Annotated in this window: 12 protein-coding genes; 10 read left to right on the forward strand and 2 right to left on the reverse strand. The window is 63.1% G+C overall.

What is annotated here, in order from left to right:
• Positions 1 to 118: 118 nt before the first annotated feature.
• The 6 genes from QQL85_RS21360 to qhpG all read left to right on the forward strand — a co-directional run bounded on the left by QQL85_RS21360 (position 119) and on the right by qhpG (position 7,445).
• Positions 119 to 355, forward strand: a complete 237-nt coding sequence (locus tag QQL85_RS21360) for a hypothetical protein (protein WP_349816506.1) — start codon at positions 119 to 121, stop codon at positions 353 to 355.
• A gap of 155 nt (positions 356 to 510) precedes the next feature.
• The gene (locus QQL85_RS21365) at positions 511 to 1,719 is read left to right on the forward strand and encodes an RHS repeat-associated core domain-containing protein (protein ID WP_284356102.1); all 1,209 of its coding nucleotides are present in this window, start codon (positions 511 to 513) and stop codon (positions 1,717 to 1,719) included.
• A gap of 126 nt (positions 1,720 to 1,845) precedes the next feature.
• Positions 1,846 to 3,756 (forward strand): sigma-54-dependent Fis family transcriptional regulator, encoded by a 1,911-nt coding sequence (locus tag QQL85_RS21370; protein WP_284356101.1) that lies wholly within the window; start codon positions 1,846 to 1,848, stop codon positions 3,754 to 3,756.
• Between the two features lie 3 nt (positions 3,757 to 3,759).
• Positions 3,760 to 5,493, forward strand: coding sequence for an ABC transporter ATP-binding protein (locus QQL85_RS21375; protein WP_284356100.1), 1,734 nt, complete (start codon positions 3,760 to 3,762; stop codon positions 5,491 to 5,493).
• Positions 5,483 to 6,160 carry a subtilisin-like serine protease QhpE gene (gene qhpE, locus QQL85_RS21380; RefSeq protein WP_284356099.1) on the forward strand — a complete coding sequence of 226 codons (678 nt, stop codon included), beginning with the start codon at positions 5,483 to 5,485 and terminating at the stop codon, positions 6,158 to 6,160. The genes QQL85_RS21375 and qhpE overlap by 11 nt, the downstream gene beginning before the upstream one ends.
• Positions 6,153 to 7,445 carry a flavin-dependent monooxygenase QhpG gene (gene qhpG, locus QQL85_RS21385; RefSeq protein WP_284356098.1) on the forward strand — a complete coding sequence of 431 codons (1,293 nt, stop codon included), beginning with the start codon at positions 6,153 to 6,155 and terminating at the stop codon, positions 7,443 to 7,445. The genes qhpE and qhpG overlap by 8 nt, the downstream gene beginning before the upstream one ends.
• Positions 7,446 to 7,552: 107 nt before the next feature.
• Here the strand turns inward: qhpG and QQL85_RS21390 are convergent, their stop codons facing one another.
• Positions 7,553 to 8,866, reverse strand: coding sequence for a hypothetical protein (locus QQL85_RS21390; protein ID WP_284356097.1), 1,314 nt, complete (start codon positions 8,864 to 8,866; stop codon positions 7,553 to 7,555).
• A 73-nt stretch (positions 8,867 to 8,939) separates the two neighbouring features.
• Positions 8,940 to 10,433, reverse strand: a complete 1,494-nt coding sequence (locus tag QQL85_RS21395) for an aldehyde dehydrogenase family protein (RefSeq protein WP_284356096.1) — start codon at positions 10,431 to 10,433, stop codon at positions 8,940 to 8,942.
• A 494-nt stretch (positions 10,434 to 10,927) separates the two neighbouring features.
• Here QQL85_RS21395 and peaA point away from each other — a divergent pair, with 494 nt between their 5' ends.
• From peaA to peaD, 4 genes are read left to right on the forward strand one after another with little or no spacing between them, the layout of a single operon-like run.
• Entirely contained in the window at positions 10,928 to 12,493 is a 1,566-nt protein-coding gene (gene peaA / locus QQL85_RS21400; protein ID WP_284356095.1) for a quinohemoprotein amine dehydrogenase subunit alpha, read from the forward strand.
• 48 nt (positions 12,494 to 12,541) lie between these two features.
• Positions 12,542 to 13,972, forward strand: coding sequence for a quinohemoprotein amine dehydrogenase maturation protein (gene peaB / locus QQL85_RS21405; RefSeq protein ID WP_284356094.1), 1,431 nt, complete (start codon positions 12,542 to 12,544; stop codon positions 13,970 to 13,972).
• Between the two features lies 1 nt (position 13,973).
• Positions 13,974 to 14,297 (forward strand): quinohemoprotein amine dehydrogenase subunit gamma, encoded by a 324-nt coding sequence (qhpC, locus tag QQL85_RS21410; protein WP_284356093.1) that lies wholly within the window; start codon positions 13,974 to 13,976, stop codon positions 14,295 to 14,297.
• Positions 14,298 to 14,329: 32 nt separating this feature from the next.
• Positions 14,330 to 15,451, forward strand: coding sequence for a quinohemoprotein amine dehydrogenase subunit beta (gene peaD, locus QQL85_RS21415; RefSeq protein WP_284356092.1), 1,122 nt, complete (start codon positions 14,330 to 14,332; stop codon positions 15,449 to 15,451).
• The last annotated feature ends 110 nt before the right edge of the window (positions 15,452 to 15,561 follow it).

Here is a 15,561-nt window from a genome sequence, read left to right on the forward strand (position 1 = left end):
CTGTGGCGGCTCCAGTGAATCAAGGAGCGACACAATGACAAAAGGCTTACCTGATCCTCCCGTACGCGCCACTACGGCGGCCTCCAGTTTCTCGACCTGTGAATGCAGCCATCCGCCGTTGTTTGCCGTGCGTTCGGGTGTGGACTACGAAGATGCGCTGGTGCACCTGTCCACGCTGCTCAAGGGGGCATTTGCGACCAACCTCAAGGCATTGGAGTTGGCCAAGGGGACTTGCCGTGATCTGTTGTTGAGCAATGACCATGGGCTGGATTCGGCCAAGGCGGTGGTGGAGGCGTTGCTGGATGGGGTGGAGAGGCCGCAACTGGCCCGGCAGGGTGGCGTGGCCGCAAGCTGAGAGTTAGTAGACGGCAGCCGTGATTTGCCCTGATGGCCCCTTCGCGGGCAAGCCCGCACAGGTAGTGCGTAGACTTTGAGATCACGCTATTCGTGTGGGGTTTACCCGAGATGAGGCCGGAGCAAGCGTCACATGTCACCCGGTAGCGCCCAGTCATGAGAGCCAGTTTCTTCAGCGCAATCCCCTATCATTTTTACCAGTATCCACTCGCGGCCCGAATTGGGATGCTCATGCTATTAAAGCGAGCATTGGGAGGCACCGCAATGTCATGTGGCTCAGATGATCCAGTGGAAGAGCAGTCTGTTGCTCTAGATGGCAAAAGGAAAGCAGGCACTTTGCAAAAGTTTTACTGCAATAATCGATTGGCTACCGAGGTGCAAGGCGCTTTGAAGTTTTCAATCGTGCAAGGAGAGCACCAGCTGTTGGCGCAAGGGCGTTACGAAAGTGACGTATTGATCGCCGCCTTGTTGGCGAATGATCAGCAGCAGTCGGTATTGAATGTCGCCGGGCGAGGGGCGCTGCTGCAATGCTCGAAATATTCCGCTTATGGTTTCAGTATCGCAGGCGGCAAGTTGCAAAGCCTGCTTGGCTTTAACGGAGAACGACCAGACCCGACGACTCAGCATTATTTTTTGGGAAATGGCTATCGGGCATTCAATCCTATGCTGATGCGCTTCAACTCCCTGGATGGTTTGAGTCCATTCAATGCTGGAGGGTTGAATTCTTATGCTTATTGCTTGGGAGATCCAATAAATCTGCGGGATCCAGGAGGGCGATTTGCAATTCGGACTTGGTTTTCAAGATTTCTTGACCGCTTGGCTGTTAAAACAGGTTTTGGCAGGTCTCACAAAGGGGCGCCTGTAGTTTACGAAGCGGGTGTCACGACAACCCATACTCAGGCGGTAACCTTTACACGGGCAAGGTCGAAGTCATTACCACAAATTGATCGCCCGGGCTCTAATATTGATACCAAAGGTTGGGATGTGCTCGCCTTTCATGGAAGTTCAAGCGAGCACGCTGCAAGCCTGATGTCAGGGCTTGACCCGAGTAGGGCGGGTGCGAATGGCTTGACCATGGGTGATGGTTTTTATGCGTCACTTACAAGTGCTATCCCAGGGATGATGGCTAAAAATACTGCAATGGGCACCGGGGGCAGTCCCCAAGTGTTTGCCGTACTTACAAAAAACCAAGCCCGGCTCAAACCAGGGCGGGATTTCATGTTTGGTGTACGTGGTAAGAAGCCTCAGAATCGCAACCACCTGGAAATTGTGATCAAAAAAGAGGCATATCATCTGATAGCTGTCCGAGCGGCAGATCTTCGAAGTGAAGTCTCTCTGCCCAAATCTCATGAGGCTCCTTTCTGAGCAAGGAGGGGCTCTTGTGGGGGGCTTGACCGCACTGGCTTTACGCAGGCGTCAGGCTGCAGCACACTGCTGCAAGTCCAGATGCCCGTTCCCCGCCACTTTCGCGGGGCACAGCCGGAGTAGAAAATGGCGCGACAACTAATAACAAACGCCCACGACCCGCTGCACGAGTCCCGCCAAGCCCGGCTGAAGCTGGCCAGCGAGGGCGAGCTGCCGCTGGGCATGCTGCGCGACGAAATCGACGCCTCTTGGCGCCGCAGCCTGGGCCATGGCCTGGATTGCCTGCAAGGCGAGCAAGTCGGCCTGGGCCTGGAGCAGGGCCACGACTTGCGCATGCTGCTGGAGCGCAACCGCCTGCTGGTCGACGCCGTTACCCCGGAACTGGACTACCTGGTTGCACGGCAGGGCAAGGCGGGTATCGTCATCCTCGGTGACGCCCAGGCCAACGTGCTGGCCATCGAAGGCCAGACCCATGTGCTCAGCCGCGAGGGCCTGCGTGATCTGCACCCGGGCAGTTGCTGGAGCGAGTCGCTGCGCGGCACCAACGCCATCGGTACCGCCGTGGTCGAAGGCCGGCCGACGTTGATCAACTGCGGCGAACATTACCTCGACCGCCTTAGCCCGTTCTCCTGTACGTCCGTGCCCCTGCGTGACCCGCGCGGTGAGGTGATCGGTGTGCTCGATATCACCCGAGAAGGGGTGATGGCGCAACCGCAGGACAGCCTTTCAACGCTGATGCTGGCCGCCGGCAACATTGAAAGCCGAATGTTCGGCCTGTGCCACCCCGAGCAACTGGTGCTGGCCTTCCACAGCCGACCGCAATACCTCAACAGCGCCTGGCACGGTCTGCTGGCGCTGAGCCTGGACGGTGAAGTGCTGGCCGCCAACGACAGTGCCTGCCAGCTGTTGCAGGTGCCACGCCATGAACTGATCGGCCGGCGCAGCACTGACCTGCTCGGCGAACGTTCACCTGCGTTCATCGCACGCCTGTGGCAGGGCGGGGTGAGCAGTGTGCAGACGGCCAAGGGCGAGTTCTACTTCCGTGCCTTGCAGTTGCCGCGCCATGGCCGGGTCAATGGCAGCACGCCGGCCAGCAAGCCGACGCTGAGCAAGCAGTCACCGGCACTCGACGCCCTGGCAGGTGGCGACCCACGGCTGGCGCGCAACCTGCGCATGGCCCGTCAGGGGCTGGGCAATGGCCTGCCGGTGCTGCTGCTGGGCGAGACCGGTACCGGTAAGGAGGTGGTCGCCCGGGCCTTGCACCAGGCCAGCCCGCGGGCCGACAAACCGTTTGTGGCCGTCAACTGCGCTGCCATCCCCGAAGGGCTGATCGAGTCCGAGCTGTTCGGCTACCGCGAGGGGGCCTTCACCGGATCGCGCCGGGGCGGCATGGTGGGGCGGCTGATGCAGGCCCATGGTGGCACGCTGTTCCTCGACGAAATCGGTGACATGCCGCTGGCCTTACAGGCGCGCCTGCTGCGGGTACTGCAAGAGCGCCGTGTTGCACCGCTGGGTGCTGGTGATGAGCAGGAAATCGATGTGGCGCTGATCTGCGCCACTCACCGTGATCTCAAGCGCCTGGTACAAGAGCAACACTTCCGCGAAGACCTTTACTACCGGGTCAACGGCGTGTCGCTGCGCTTGCCGGCACTGCGCGAGCGTGATGACCTGGGCGCGATCATCCAGGGCTTGCTGGACAAGTCGGATGCCCGAGGCGTCACCCTGGACCCGGCACTCACCACTTTGCTCGAAGGCTTCGACTGGCCGGGCAACATCCGCCAGCTGGAGATGGTGGTGCGCACGGCGTTGGCCATGCGCGAGGACGGCGAGCAGGTGCTGACCCTGGACCACCTTACCGATTGCCTGCTGGACGAACTGGCCAGCAGCACCGCGCCCTCTGGTAGCCTCAAGGACAACGAGCTGGAGCAGATCCGCGGCGCGCTGGCGCGCCACCAAGGCAACGTTTCGGCTGCGGCCGAGGCGCTGGGGATCAGCCGGGCGACGTTGTACCGCAAGCTCAAACAGTTGCGCGGCTGAACCATGGGCCCATTGTTCGCAAGGCTGGTGGAGTCCAGCGACCCTGTACTCATGCGCCAGGCATTGGCCTGGCTGTATGGTTTCGTGCGCCCACACAGACGCGCCATCGGCCTGCTGCTGGGCCTGTCGCTGGGCGCCTCGCTGCTGGCGCTGGCGCAGCCCTGGCTGGTCAAGACGCTGATCGACGAGGGGCTGCTGGCCAAGAATTACCAGACGCTCTGGCACATGGCGGCGATCATGATCGGTGCAGGCCTGCTGGGCACGGTGCTGGCCGGGGTCAACCGCTACCTGCACACGCGCCTGTCGGGGCGCATCCTGTTCGCCCTGCGCGATGACCTTTACCGCCACCTGCAACAATTGTCGCCAACGTTCTACGCGCGGCGGCGTATGGGCGACATTCTTTCGCGGCTGGATGGTGACGTGGCAGAGATCCAGCGCTTTGCCGTGGATTCACTGTTCTCGGCGGTGTCGGCGGTGATCGGCCTGGTAGGGGCGGTGGCATTGATGCTGATGCTCTCGTGGCAACTGTCGTTGCTGTTGGCGCTGTTGGTACCGATCGAAGTGCTGTGGCTGCGCTGGATGCGGCGCAAGGTGGAGCGCGAAGTGCGCAACCTGCGTGAGCGTTCGGCGGATGTGTCGTCGTTCCTGGTCGAGACCTTGCCGGCGATGAAGTTCATTCAGGCGTCCGGCCAGCAAGGCCGCGAGGCAGGGCGCCTGGACCAGCTTGGGCAAGGCTACATGCGCCAGTTGCTGAAAGTGCAGGTGACCGAGTTCTTCACCCAGGCGATCCCCGGCACGCTCACCTCCTGGTGCCGCGCTTGTGCGTTCCTGGTCGGCGGCTGGTGGGTGATCCAGGGCACTTGGCAGTTGGGTGCGCTGATCGCTTTTTCCACCTACATGGGCATGGCAGTAGGCCCGGTGCAGAGCCTGCTGGGCCTGTATGTCGCGGTACAGCGCATGGCCGTGAGCCTGGGGCGGGTGATGGAGTTGAAACAGGAGGCGGTGGCCGTGCGCCCGGCGACCAACCCGAAGCCGACGCCCGATGGCCCCGGTGAACTGCGCCTCGAAGGCCTGGATTTTGCCCATGAAGGGCGCCAAGGTGCGGTATTGAAGAACGTGCAGGTGTGTGTGCCGGGCGGGCTGAAGGTGGCCATCCGCGGTGCCTCGGGGGTGGGGAAGTCGACCCTGATCGACCTGTTGCAACGCTTCTACGACCCGGACGCCGGGCGCATTCTGCTGGATGGTACTGACCTGCGTGACCTGGACCTGGCTGCGTTGCGTCGGCGCATTGCGGTGGTCAGCCAGGACATCGTGCTGTTCCGTGGCACCCTGGCGCAGAACCTGGCCTACGGCGTACCTGAGGCCAGCCGTGCAGAGCTGGAACAGGTCGTGCGCCTGGCGCGGTTGGACAGCCTGGTCGAAAGCCTGCCACTGGGCCTGGACGGCCTGCTTGGTGAACGAGGCCAGCAGTTGTCCGGTGGACAGAAACAACGCATCGCCATCGCCCGGGCGGTGTTGCAGGCCCCGGCGATCCTGGTGCTGGACGAAGCAACGTCCGCAGTGGACGAAACCACCGAGCGCGAAGTGATCGCGGCCATCGACCAGCTTTTCGCCGGCCGCACGCGCATCCTGATCAGCCACCGGGCTTCGACCCTGGCCGATGCCGACCTGCACTTGCAACTGCATGATGGCCAGTTGCAGGTGCTGCCGCAGGAGGCAATCAAGCATGGGCACTGACGTGCGCGTTGGCATCATCGACAGTGGCTGCTCGCCGGAGCAGACCAACGGTTTGCTGGCTGCCCGCCGTTTCTGGCTGGAAGACGGCCAGTTGCGTGAAGGCGAAATGCTGCCCGACGCGCTAGGACATGGCAGTGCGGTGCTTTCCGGCTTGCAGCGCGAGGCCGGTCCGGTCCCGGTGCTGGTGGCCCAGGTGTTCAGCGAGCAGGCCAGCACCAGTGCCTTGCAGGTGGCGGCCGGGCTGTTGTGGCTGGTAGAGGCAGGGGCAACGCTGGTCAACCTCAGCCTGGGGTTGCAGCAGGACCGGCCTGTGCTGCACCAGGCCTGCGCCGAGGCCTTGGCCGCAGGTGTGCTGTTGTGCGCATCCAGCCCGGCACAGGGTGGGCCGGTGTACCCGGCTAGCTACCCTGGGGTGATCCGGATTACCGGTGATGCGCGTTGCGCACCCGGCCAGTGGTCCTGGCTTGGCACTCGGCAGGCAGACTTTGGTGGTTATGTAGGTGCGGGCGGCAGAGCGGGCGCGAGCTTGGGCTGTGCCGCTTTGTGCGGAAGGATTGCGGCGTTGCTGCGTGACGAACCGGGTATGGACCGCCAGCAGATCCATGACTGGTTGCGCCACCACGCGACGTTCATCGGCCCCGAGCGGCGGGGTGCCAGCCATGGCTGAGCCGCGCATTGTGGTGCTGGGTGCCGGCCCTGCCGGTGCTGCCACGGCCATCGGCCTGCGCCGCCTGGGCTACTCAGTGACGGTGGTGTCGGAGTGGCGCCGTTTCGCTGCAGTTGAAGGGGTTTCGCAGCGGGTGCTGGAGGGCTTGCGGCATGCGGGCCTTGGCGGGGCCTTGAGCCAGGCGGCCATGCCGGCTACCCGACAGGTGCACTGGAACGGTCAGCACCTGCAAATGAACCAGGAATTTCTGCTGGATCGACAACGGTTTGACCGGGCACTGCGCGATGACCTTCAGCGTGCGGGGGTGAGTGTGGTCGAGGGGCGGGTGCGCGAGGTTGTACACGAGGGCGGTCATCGTGTTCGTCTGGACGATGGGCAGGTACTGATCGCTGGCTTCCTCGTCGAGGCCCGAGGCCGTCAGGCACCGCTGGCCCCGGACCGCCTGCGCGGGCCGGAAACCGTCAGCCTGCTCAATGCCTGGCAGGGTAGCCCCGGGGCGCCCGCGTCGGCAGTGGAAAGCCTGGAGGATGGCTGGGCGTGGATGGCCCGCCTGGAGGATGGCCGCTGTTACTGGCAAGTCACGCTGGACGCAGCAGGGCTGCCGGGCAAGTCCGAACTGGCCGCCTACTGCGCTGACCGCCGATGTCAGAGTTCACTTGTAGCCGAACTGTTCGGTGCGCGGGCACGGGAGCCGGCGCAGGTGTATGCACGTAGCAGCACGGCAATCCTGGCGGGCGATTGTATCGGGGAAGACTGGCTGCGGGTAGGTGATGCCGCCATGGCGGTTGACCCCCTCTCGGGTAACGGTATTTTCCAGTCGCTGTCTTCAGCGTTGCAGGCGCCGGTGGTGATTAATACGCTGTTGCGCAGGCCCGAGCATGCAGCGTTGGCGCGGCAGTTTCACCAGCAACGGGTAGAGCAACTGTTTTTGCGCTTTGCCCGCATTGGCCGGGATTTCTATGGGCAGGAGCAAAGCTGGGCAGGGCAGCCGTTCTGGGCCCGGCGCCAGGGCTGGCCGGATGCGCAGCCGTTGCACATGGCAGCGGATTGGAGTGCAGTACGGGTTGAAAGGCGGCCGGTGCTGCGTGATGGGCTGGTGGATGAGGCCGAGGTGGTCGTGACTGCAGACCAGCCACTGGGGATTTGGCATTTGCAGGGGGTGGAGTTGGCGCCTATCGTGCAGAGGCTACATGACGGGCAAGCACTTGAGGTAGTGTTGCCAGGTCTTCTGGATGAACAGCAAGTGATGGTGCGGCGTTGGCTGCGGGAGCAAGGTTTTGCTTGAGATCGCCGGGGCCGCTTTGCGGCCCTATCGCAGGCAAGCCAGCTCCCACAGGTACTGCACAAGGCTCAACCTGGGGGAGCTGGCTTGCCTGCAATAGGGGCCCTGAGTCAGAAGAAGGTCCCGACAATCAGCTGCATATAGGCTCCGGTATCCCGGCTACCCAGTTGCGTACCACCATTGTCCGCACTGCGCTCCGGCTTGTAGAACCCCACCAACGGGCTGATCAGCAAGTGGTCGTTGACCATCCACTCCACATACAGGTCCAGCTCCCGCCCGCCGAGGTTGCCTTGGTCGGTGTCCAGCGTGTCGAAGTCGAAGTACAGCGCGCCGACGGTCAGGTTGTCGCGTGGCTTGCCTTTGAGCGCCACATGGTGCACTTGGCTGTTCTTGTTGAACGGCCCGGCATAGTTGGCGGCCACTTCACCTTGGAACCAGGTGCCGTAGCCTCGGCTCAGGCCATAGAACAGCGGGTCGAAACCTTCGGAGAAGCGGCTGTAGCGGTAGGTGGCAGTGGGTGACCAGGGCAGTTCGGAGAAGGTCCAGTTGCCCTCCAGGTACCAGGCATTCTCGCGCCCACCGGTTTTGTCCTGGGTCACATACTCGGCGGCCAGTTCCAAGTCTTTCACACCCAGGTTACCGCGCCCGCGCAGGCTGGCGGTGTCCATGCCGTCCCGGTGTTCCAGGCCCATGAGCTGCGCGTAGCGCTGGTCAACGTCCAGCCCGCGTATCCAGCTGAGGCCCACGGTGCCAGCGTCGGCGACGTGTTCCAGGTTGGCTACTGCCAACGAAGTGTCGGCCTGGTAGTGGTTGTCGGACTTCAGCCACATCAGGTCGCTGCGCCAGCCTTGTTTGCCGCCCAGGCGCAGGACGGCGGTGCGGTCGAAGGCCTTGCGGGCGGCCAGGTAGTAGGCGCCGCCGCGGTCGAAGTTGGCGCCCAGGTCGACCTTGCCCAGGTTCACCGGGTCGCCCTGAATGAGGAAGCCGTCACCCAGTGTCACCACCTGGCGGCCGCCAGAAATGTCTACGCCGTCTTCGCCCAGGGCCGGGAACAGGTTGGCCGAGCGCCAGCCCAGGTACAGGTCTTCGATGGCTGTGCGGTGTTCGTCGCCCAACGTCAGGCCGGCGGCGTCGCCGTCGCCCCAGGTCGCGGAGCTGAGCAGGTTGAACGCGCCGTAGAGTGCGCCGGCATCGGGCAAGGCCTGGCTACCGCTGAGGCCGTACTTGATGTAGCCCTCCTGCCAGGCGGTGCTGCCGGGCTGGCGGTTGCCGGCCTGGTTGAAGCTTTCGTCGCTGTGGAAGACGCCAAACAGGGCTTCGAGGTCGGCGTTGAGGGTGGTGCCGTTGTGGTTGTACAGCTCGTGGGCTTGGCTGGCGGTTGCGGTTAACAGCAGGGCCAATATGCAGGCGAGTGTGTGCCTCATGGTTTTGCTCCATGGTTTTTATTGTTGTTTTTGTATTGCCTGTACCGGCGATAGGGCCGGTACAGGAAAAAGGTCAGAGCTTGATCAACACCGATTTGAGCTCGGTGTAATGTTCGATGGCCGCTGCGCCCATCTCACGGCCAACGCCAGACATCTTGTAGCCACCAAATGGCAATGCCGGGTCCAGCGCGCTGTGGCAGTTGACCCAGACCGATCCCGACTTGATACGCGGGATCATCCGGTGCACCGCTGCCAGGTCGTTGGACCAGATGCTGGCGCCCAGGCCATAGGGGTTGTCGTTGGCCATGCCGATCACTTCGTCCAGGTCATCGAACGGCATCGCCACCAGCACCGGCCCGAAGATTTCTTCCTGCACCAGGCGGTGGCGCTGGTCGACATCGACGATCACCGTCGGTTTGACGAAGTAGCCCGGGCCGAACCCTTCGCCACCGCAGGCGATGGTCGCGCCCAGCTCGCGGCCCAGCTCGATGTAGCCGGTGACGCGGTCCTGCTGTTTGGCCGAAATCAGCGGCCCCATTTGCACGGCCGGGTCCAGGCCGCTGCCCAGCTTCATGCCGTTGGCGATGCTGGCGATGTCAGCCACCACATTGTCGAAGTGCTTGCGGTGCACATAGAGGCGGGAGCCGGCGCAGCACACCTGGCCCTGGTTGAAGAAGATCGCCGTGGCCGCACCGGCGGCGGCTTCCTGCAGGTTGGCGTCGGGCATGACGATGGTTGGCGATTTGCCGCCGAGCTCCAGGGTGACGCGGGTCATGTTGTCCATGGCCGCTTTGCCGATCAGCTTGCCGACTTCGGTAGAACCGGTGAAGGTCAGCTTGTCCACGCCGGGGTGGCGGCTGAGCGCGGCGCCGGCATTAAGGCCGGTACCGGTGATCACGTTGAACACACCCGCCGGGTAACCGGCTTCGTCGACCAGTTCTGCCAGCTTGAGCACGCTCAGCGGGGTTTCATCCGCAGGCTTGAGCACCACGGTGCAGCCAGTGGCCAGCGCCGGGCCGAGCTTCCAGCAGGCCAGCAGCAGCGGGAAGTTCCAGGCAACGATGGCGCCGACAACACCCACCGCTTCGCGGCGCACGAAGCCGTGGAATTGGTCGTTGGGCATCAACGGCATAGAGGCTTCGACGGTGCTACCCTCGATCTTGGTGGCCCAGCCGGCCATGTAGCGCAGGAAGTCGATGGCCAACTGCACGTCCATCACCTGGGCCACGGCGGCGCTCTTGCCGTTGTTCAGGCATTCCAGCTCGGCCAGCTGGCGGGCGTCGCGCTCCATCAGGTCGGCCAGGCGCCACAGCAGGTTTTGCCGTTCACGCGGGCGCAGGCGGCTCCACGGCGAATCGTCGAAAGCCTGGCGTGCGGCGCGCACGGCGCGGTCGACGTCTTCGGCCTCGGCGGCGGGTACTTCACCCAGCACCTCGCCAGTGGCCGGGTTGCGGAACGACAGGGTGCGACCGCTGGCGGCGTCCTGCCAGTCGGCGCCGATGCGCATCTTCAGCTTGCGTTCGAGGAAGGCGCGGGTGGCGGGCAGGATGGGCAGTTCGGAAAGCATGGGGCTGTGCCTCTTGTCTTTGGGTGTGCCGGGCACAGGCGCAATGGGCGTGCCAAAGTGGGCAGATGGCGGTGAAGCGCTGTAGGTATTGGGTTTTGCCTGGGTGCAAGTTTGTGATTGCGGGCGTGCGCTGTTGCACATTGAGACGGTGTGAGACGGTGGTGAAACAGTGGTTTCAAGGGCCAATCGCCGGCAAGCCAGCTCCCACAGGTTAACCATTGCCATGAAGACCTGCGCTGTACCTGTGGGAGCTGGCATGCCGGCGATTGGCCTGCGCAGCAGGCCTTGTCTCAGGATGAAACACCCAGTCGCGAAATGGCACGCTGCAATTGGCCATCTGTGTTGCTAGCCAAGCCTCGGAAACTGCCTAAAAGGTTGAAAGGCAACGCTTTTACAGCAACTGGCACAGTTCCTGTATCACAACTGTCACATGCACACCTGCTGTACCAAAGCGTGCGAAAAACGATAAGAACAACAACCGTGGAGGTCTGACCTTGAAGACGACTCGACTCCGGCGGCATGCGGGCAAACTGGCGCTGGTCGCCGCCGCGCTGCTGAGCACCCAGGCCATGGCGGCCGAGCAGGGCCCGAGCCTGTTGCAGAACAAGTGCATGGGGTGCCATATCCCCGAAGGCAACGATACTTACAGCCGTATCAGCCACCAGCGCAAAACGCCGGAAGGCTGGCTGATGAGCATCGCCCGCATGCAGGTGATGCACGGCTTGCAGATCAGCGACGACGACCGCCGTACGCTGGTCAAGTACCTGGCCGACAAGCAGGGCCTGGCGCCCAGCGAAACCGATGGCGTGCGCTATGCCATGGAACGCCGGCTGAATACTGTCGAGCATTTCGACACCCAGCTCAGCGAAACCTGTGGCCGTTGCCATTCCGGTGCCCGCGTTGCCTTGCAGCGCCGCCCGGCCAAGGAGTGGGAGCACCTGGTCAACTTCCACCTCGGCCAATGGCCGTCCCTTGAATACCAGGCCCAGGCGCGTGACCGCGACTGGCTGCCGATTGCCCTTCAACAGGTGGTGCCGGAACTTGCCAAGCGCTACCCGCTGGACAACCCGGCCTGGGCTGAGTGGCAGAAGGCCAAACCGAACGCCGACGTGCTGCCGGGGCAATGGGCCTTCAGCGGCCACATGCTGGCCAAGGGCGACGTGCGCGGGGTGATGAGCGTTACGGCCGAACAGGGCGACACCTTCAAGGTAGAGGTCAAGGGTGCTTATGCCGACGGCACACCGTTCAACGGCAGCGGCACGGCAATCCTGTACAACGGCTACGAATGGCGCGGCAACGTCAAGGTGGGCGACGCCAACCTGCGCCAGGTGTTCGCGGCCGTGGATGGCGAAATGAAAGGCCGCATGTTCGAGGCCGAGCACGATGAGCGTGGCCTGGACTTCACCGCGGTGAAGGAAGGCAAGGCACGCCTGTTGGCCGTGCAGCCGGCGTTCATCAAGGCGGGTGGCGAGAGCGAGATCACCTTGGTGGGCAGCGGCCTGGACGGCAAGCCCGACCTGGGTAGCGGGGTGGAAGTGACCGAAGTGCTGGAGCAGACCCCGACCCTGGTGCGGGTCAAGGCCCGCGCAGCGGCCGATGCCAAGCCTGGCCAGCGCGAGGTTGCGGTGGGCGCGCTCAAGGGCGTGAACCTGGCGGTCTACGACAAGGTCGAGGAAGTCAAGGTCGTGCCGGCATTCTCCATTGCCCGCATTGGCGAGAACGGCGCTTCGGTACCGAAAGTGCAGGGCCGTTTCGAGGCTGAAGCCTGGGGCAAAGATGCCAATGGCCAGCCACTGCGTATCGGCTACCTGCCGGCTACCTGGAAGGTCGAGCCGTTCAATGAGCGTGCGGTCGAGGATGAAGACGTCAAGTTCGCCGGCAAGATGCAACCCGATGGCGTGTTCGTGCCGGGCGGTGCCGGCCCCAACCCTGAGCGCAAGATGATGACCAACAACGCCGGCAACCTTAAGGTCATCGCCACGCTGGCCGACGGTGGCCAGACCGGCGAAGGGCACATGATCGTCACCGTTCAGCGCTGGAACAACCCGCCGCTGCCGTAACAGCAGGGGGCAACGGTTTTCCAACGGATCGATTATCGGGAGGTCGCCATGGGCGTACTACTGAACCTGGTCGAGCGCAACCTGCACGAAGTGCAGGTCGATGCCGACCGCATGCTGTTCCATATCCCCAGCAGTTCGCTGTTCACCGCCGACGCGGTGACCGGGGGCATCATCGACACGCTGCGCCAGCAAGGCTGTTCGGCCGAGGAGCTGATGCAGCGCCTCGGCCAGCAGTTTGCAGGCAACGATATCCAGGACACCCTGCGTGAGCTTATCGCGCTGGAGCTGGTCAGCGATGGCTCGCCGCTGACCCCGGAGATCGGCCTCAAGCGGGTCGAGCGCACCGCGCTGAATACTGTGGTGCTCAACGTCAACACCGGTTGCAACCTCAGCTGCACCTATTGCTACAAGGAAGACCTGGACAAGCCGTCTGCCGGCAAGAAGATGAGCACCGCCACCGCCGAGGCCTCAGTGGAGATGCTGCTTAAGGAATCGCCCGATGAGGAGCGCTACAGCGTGGTGTTCTTCGGTGGTGAGCCCTTGTCCAACCGGCCGTTGATCGAGCACATGGTGGCTTACTGCGAGCGGCGTTTCGCCGAAGCGGGCAAGCAGGTGGAGTTCATCATGACCACCAATGCCACGTTGCTGACCGAAGAGATTATCGACTGGCTCAATGCCCACCGCTTCGGCCTGTCGATCAGCATCGACGGCCCCAAGACCGTGCACGACCGCAACCGCATCACCGTGGGCGGGCAGGGCACCTATGACGTGGTGCGGCGCAAGGCCGACATGCTGCTGTCGCGTTACAACAGTCGACCGGTGGGCGCGCGGGTAACCTTGACCCGCGGCATTACCGATATCGAGACCATCTGGAACCACCTGTTCAATGAAATGGGCTTTGCCGAAGTCGGCTTTGCCCCGGTCACCTCCGGCGACATGGCGGACTTCAACCTCACCGGAGAAGAACTGGTTGAGGTCTTCGCCAACATGAAGGCGCTGGGCCGCCGTTACCTGGACGCAGCGCTGGAACACCGCAACATCGGGTTCTCCAACCTGCACCAGCTGATTACCGATATCCATGAGGGCCACAAAAAGGCCCTGCCATGCGGTGCCGGGCTGAAAATGCTGGCGGTGGACCATGAAGGCGAGCTGAACCTGTGCCACCGCTTCACCGGCTCCAGCCTGCCGACCTTCGGCAACGTGCACCAGGGCGTGAAGCAGGTGGAGCTCAACGACTTCCTGTCGCAGCGCCTGGACCGCAGCAACACCGGCTGCGAGAGCTGCCGTATCCGCAACCTGTGCTCTGGCGGCTGCTACCACGAAAGCTACGCCCGCTACGGCGACCCGCAGCACCCGACCTACCACTATTGCGAACTGATGCGCGACTGGGTCGACTTCGGCATCGAAGTCTACAGCCGCATCATGGCCGCCAACCCGGCCTTCATCGACCGCTACATCACCCCGCGGAAGGCGCACTGACATGAAGCACTTGAAGCCCCTGAACAACAAGGCGCGCATCCTTGAGCAGGCCGCTGCCGAAGACCGTATCGAAGAAGTCGTGGCCATGAGCGCGGTGGCCGGCTGCACGGCCACCACCGACCCGGGCTGGGAAGTGGACGCCTTCGGTGGCGTGAGCTCGCTGTGCCAGCCGATGGAGGCCGACCTGTATGGCTGCTCCGACCCTTGCTGGTGGCCGGCCCAGGTGCCGGACATGATGAGCACCTATCAGGACTGGAACGCCCAGGCGACCAACTCGGCGGATGACTGGCGCAACCTCGGCACTGTGTTCCCGAAAGACAAGTGACCGGCCCAACAAGAATGACAAGGGGAAACCGCATGAAAGCTGGACGCTGCGCGCCACTCGCGCTCACCATCGCCGCCATGGCGTGTGCCGGCCTGGCACAGGCCGACGACACCGGGCCGGCACTGAAGCCTGGTCACGAATACATGATCGTGACCAACTACCCGAACAACCTGCATGTGGTCGATGTAGCCAGTGACACGGTGTACAAAAGCTGCCAGATGCCCGACAAGTTTGGCCCTGGCACCGCGATGATGGCGCCGGACAACCGTACCGCCTATGTGCTGAACAACCATTACGGCGACATCTACGGCATCGACCTGGACACCTGCAAGAACACCTTCCGGGCCAACTTGTCGAGCGTGGCGGGCGAAGTGGGCCGGGCGATGTACTCGTTTGCCATCAGCCCCGACGGCAAGGAAGTGTACGCCACGGTCAACCCGACCCAGATGCTGAACGACCATTATGTGGTCAAGCCGCCGCGCTTGGAGGTGTTCAGCACCAGCGATGGCCTGCAGGCCAAGCCCGTGCGCACCTTCCCGATGCCGCGTCAGGTGTACCTGATGCGTGCCGCCGACGATGGCAGCCTGTATGTCGCCGGGCCGGATATTTACAAGATGGATGTAAAGACTGGCAAGTACACGGTGGCCTTGCCGCTGCGCAACTGGAACCGCAAAGGCTACAGCGCCCCGGACGTGCTCTACTTCTGGCCGCACCAGAGCCCACGCCATGAGTTCACCATGCTGTACACGATTGCCAAATTCAAGGACGACAAGCAGGACCCGGCCACCGCTGAGCCGTTGTATGGCTACCTGAGCGTCGACCTGAAGACCGGCAAGACCCACACCCAGGAATTCGCCGACCTGACCGAGCTGTACTTCACCGGCTTGCGCTCGCCCAAGGACCCGAACCAGATCTACGGCGTGCTCAATCGGCTGGCCAAATACGACATCAAGGAACGCAAGCTGATCAAGGCGGCTAACCTTGAGCACACTTACTACTGCGTCACCTTCGACAAGAAGGGCGACAAGTTGTATCTGGGCGGCACCTTCAACGACCTGGCGGTGTTCAACCCGGATACGCTGGAGAAGGTGAAGAACATCAAGTTGCCGGGTGGTGACATGTCTACCACGACGCCGCAGGTGTTCATCAGGTAGTTCAGTGCTGGATCCTTCGCGGGGCAAGCCCGCTCCCACAAGACTGCACCGCATTCGGATCTTGTGGGTTCTTTGTGGGAGCGGGCTTGTCCCGCGAAGAGGCCAGTCAA

Origin of the sequence: Pseudomonas putida, from assembly GCF_030159595.1 — a bacterium.
Taxonomy (GTDB): Bacteria; Pseudomonadota; Gammaproteobacteria; order Pseudomonadales; family Pseudomonadaceae; genus Aquipseudomonas; species Aquipseudomonas putida_AC.

What these genes read in the sequence shown, in the direction of transcription:
- QQL85_RS21365 (WP_284356102.1), top strand. Translation starts at nt 511, where the DNA reads ATGAGAGCCAGTTTCTTCAGCGCAATCCCCTATCATTTTTACCAGTAT.
- QQL85_RS21370 (WP_284356101.1), top strand. Translation starts at nt 1,846, where the DNA reads ATGGCGCGACAACTAATAACAAACGCCCACGACCCGCTGCACGAGTCC.
- QQL85_RS21375 (WP_284356100.1), top strand. Translation starts at nt 3,760, where the DNA reads ATGGGCCCATTGTTCGCAAGGCTGGTGGAGTCCAGCGACCCTGTACTC.
- qhpE (WP_284356099.1), top strand. Translation starts at nt 5,483, where the DNA reads ATGGGCACTGACGTGCGCGTTGGCATCATCGACAGTGGCTGCTCGCCG.
- qhpG (WP_284356098.1), top strand. Translation starts at nt 6,153, where the DNA reads ATGGCTGAGCCGCGCATTGTGGTGCTGGGTGCCGGCCCTGCCGGTGCT.
- QQL85_RS21390 (WP_284356097.1), bottom strand. Translation starts at nt 8,866, where the DNA reads ATGAGGCACACACTCGCCTGCATATTGGCCCTGCTGTTAACCGCAACC.
- QQL85_RS21395 (WP_284356096.1), bottom strand. Translation starts at nt 10,433, where the DNA reads ATGCTTTCCGAACTGCCCATCCTGCCCGCCACCCGCGCCTTCCTCGAA.
- peaB (WP_284356094.1), top strand. Translation starts at nt 12,542, where the DNA reads ATGGGCGTACTACTGAACCTGGTCGAGCGCAACCTGCACGAAGTGCAG.
- qhpC (WP_284356093.1), top strand. Translation starts at nt 13,974, where the DNA reads ATGAAGCACTTGAAGCCCCTGAACAACAAGGCGCGCATCCTTGAGCAG.
- peaD (WP_284356092.1), top strand. Translation starts at nt 14,330, where the DNA reads ATGAAAGCTGGACGCTGCGCGCCACTCGCGCTCACCATCGCCGCCATG.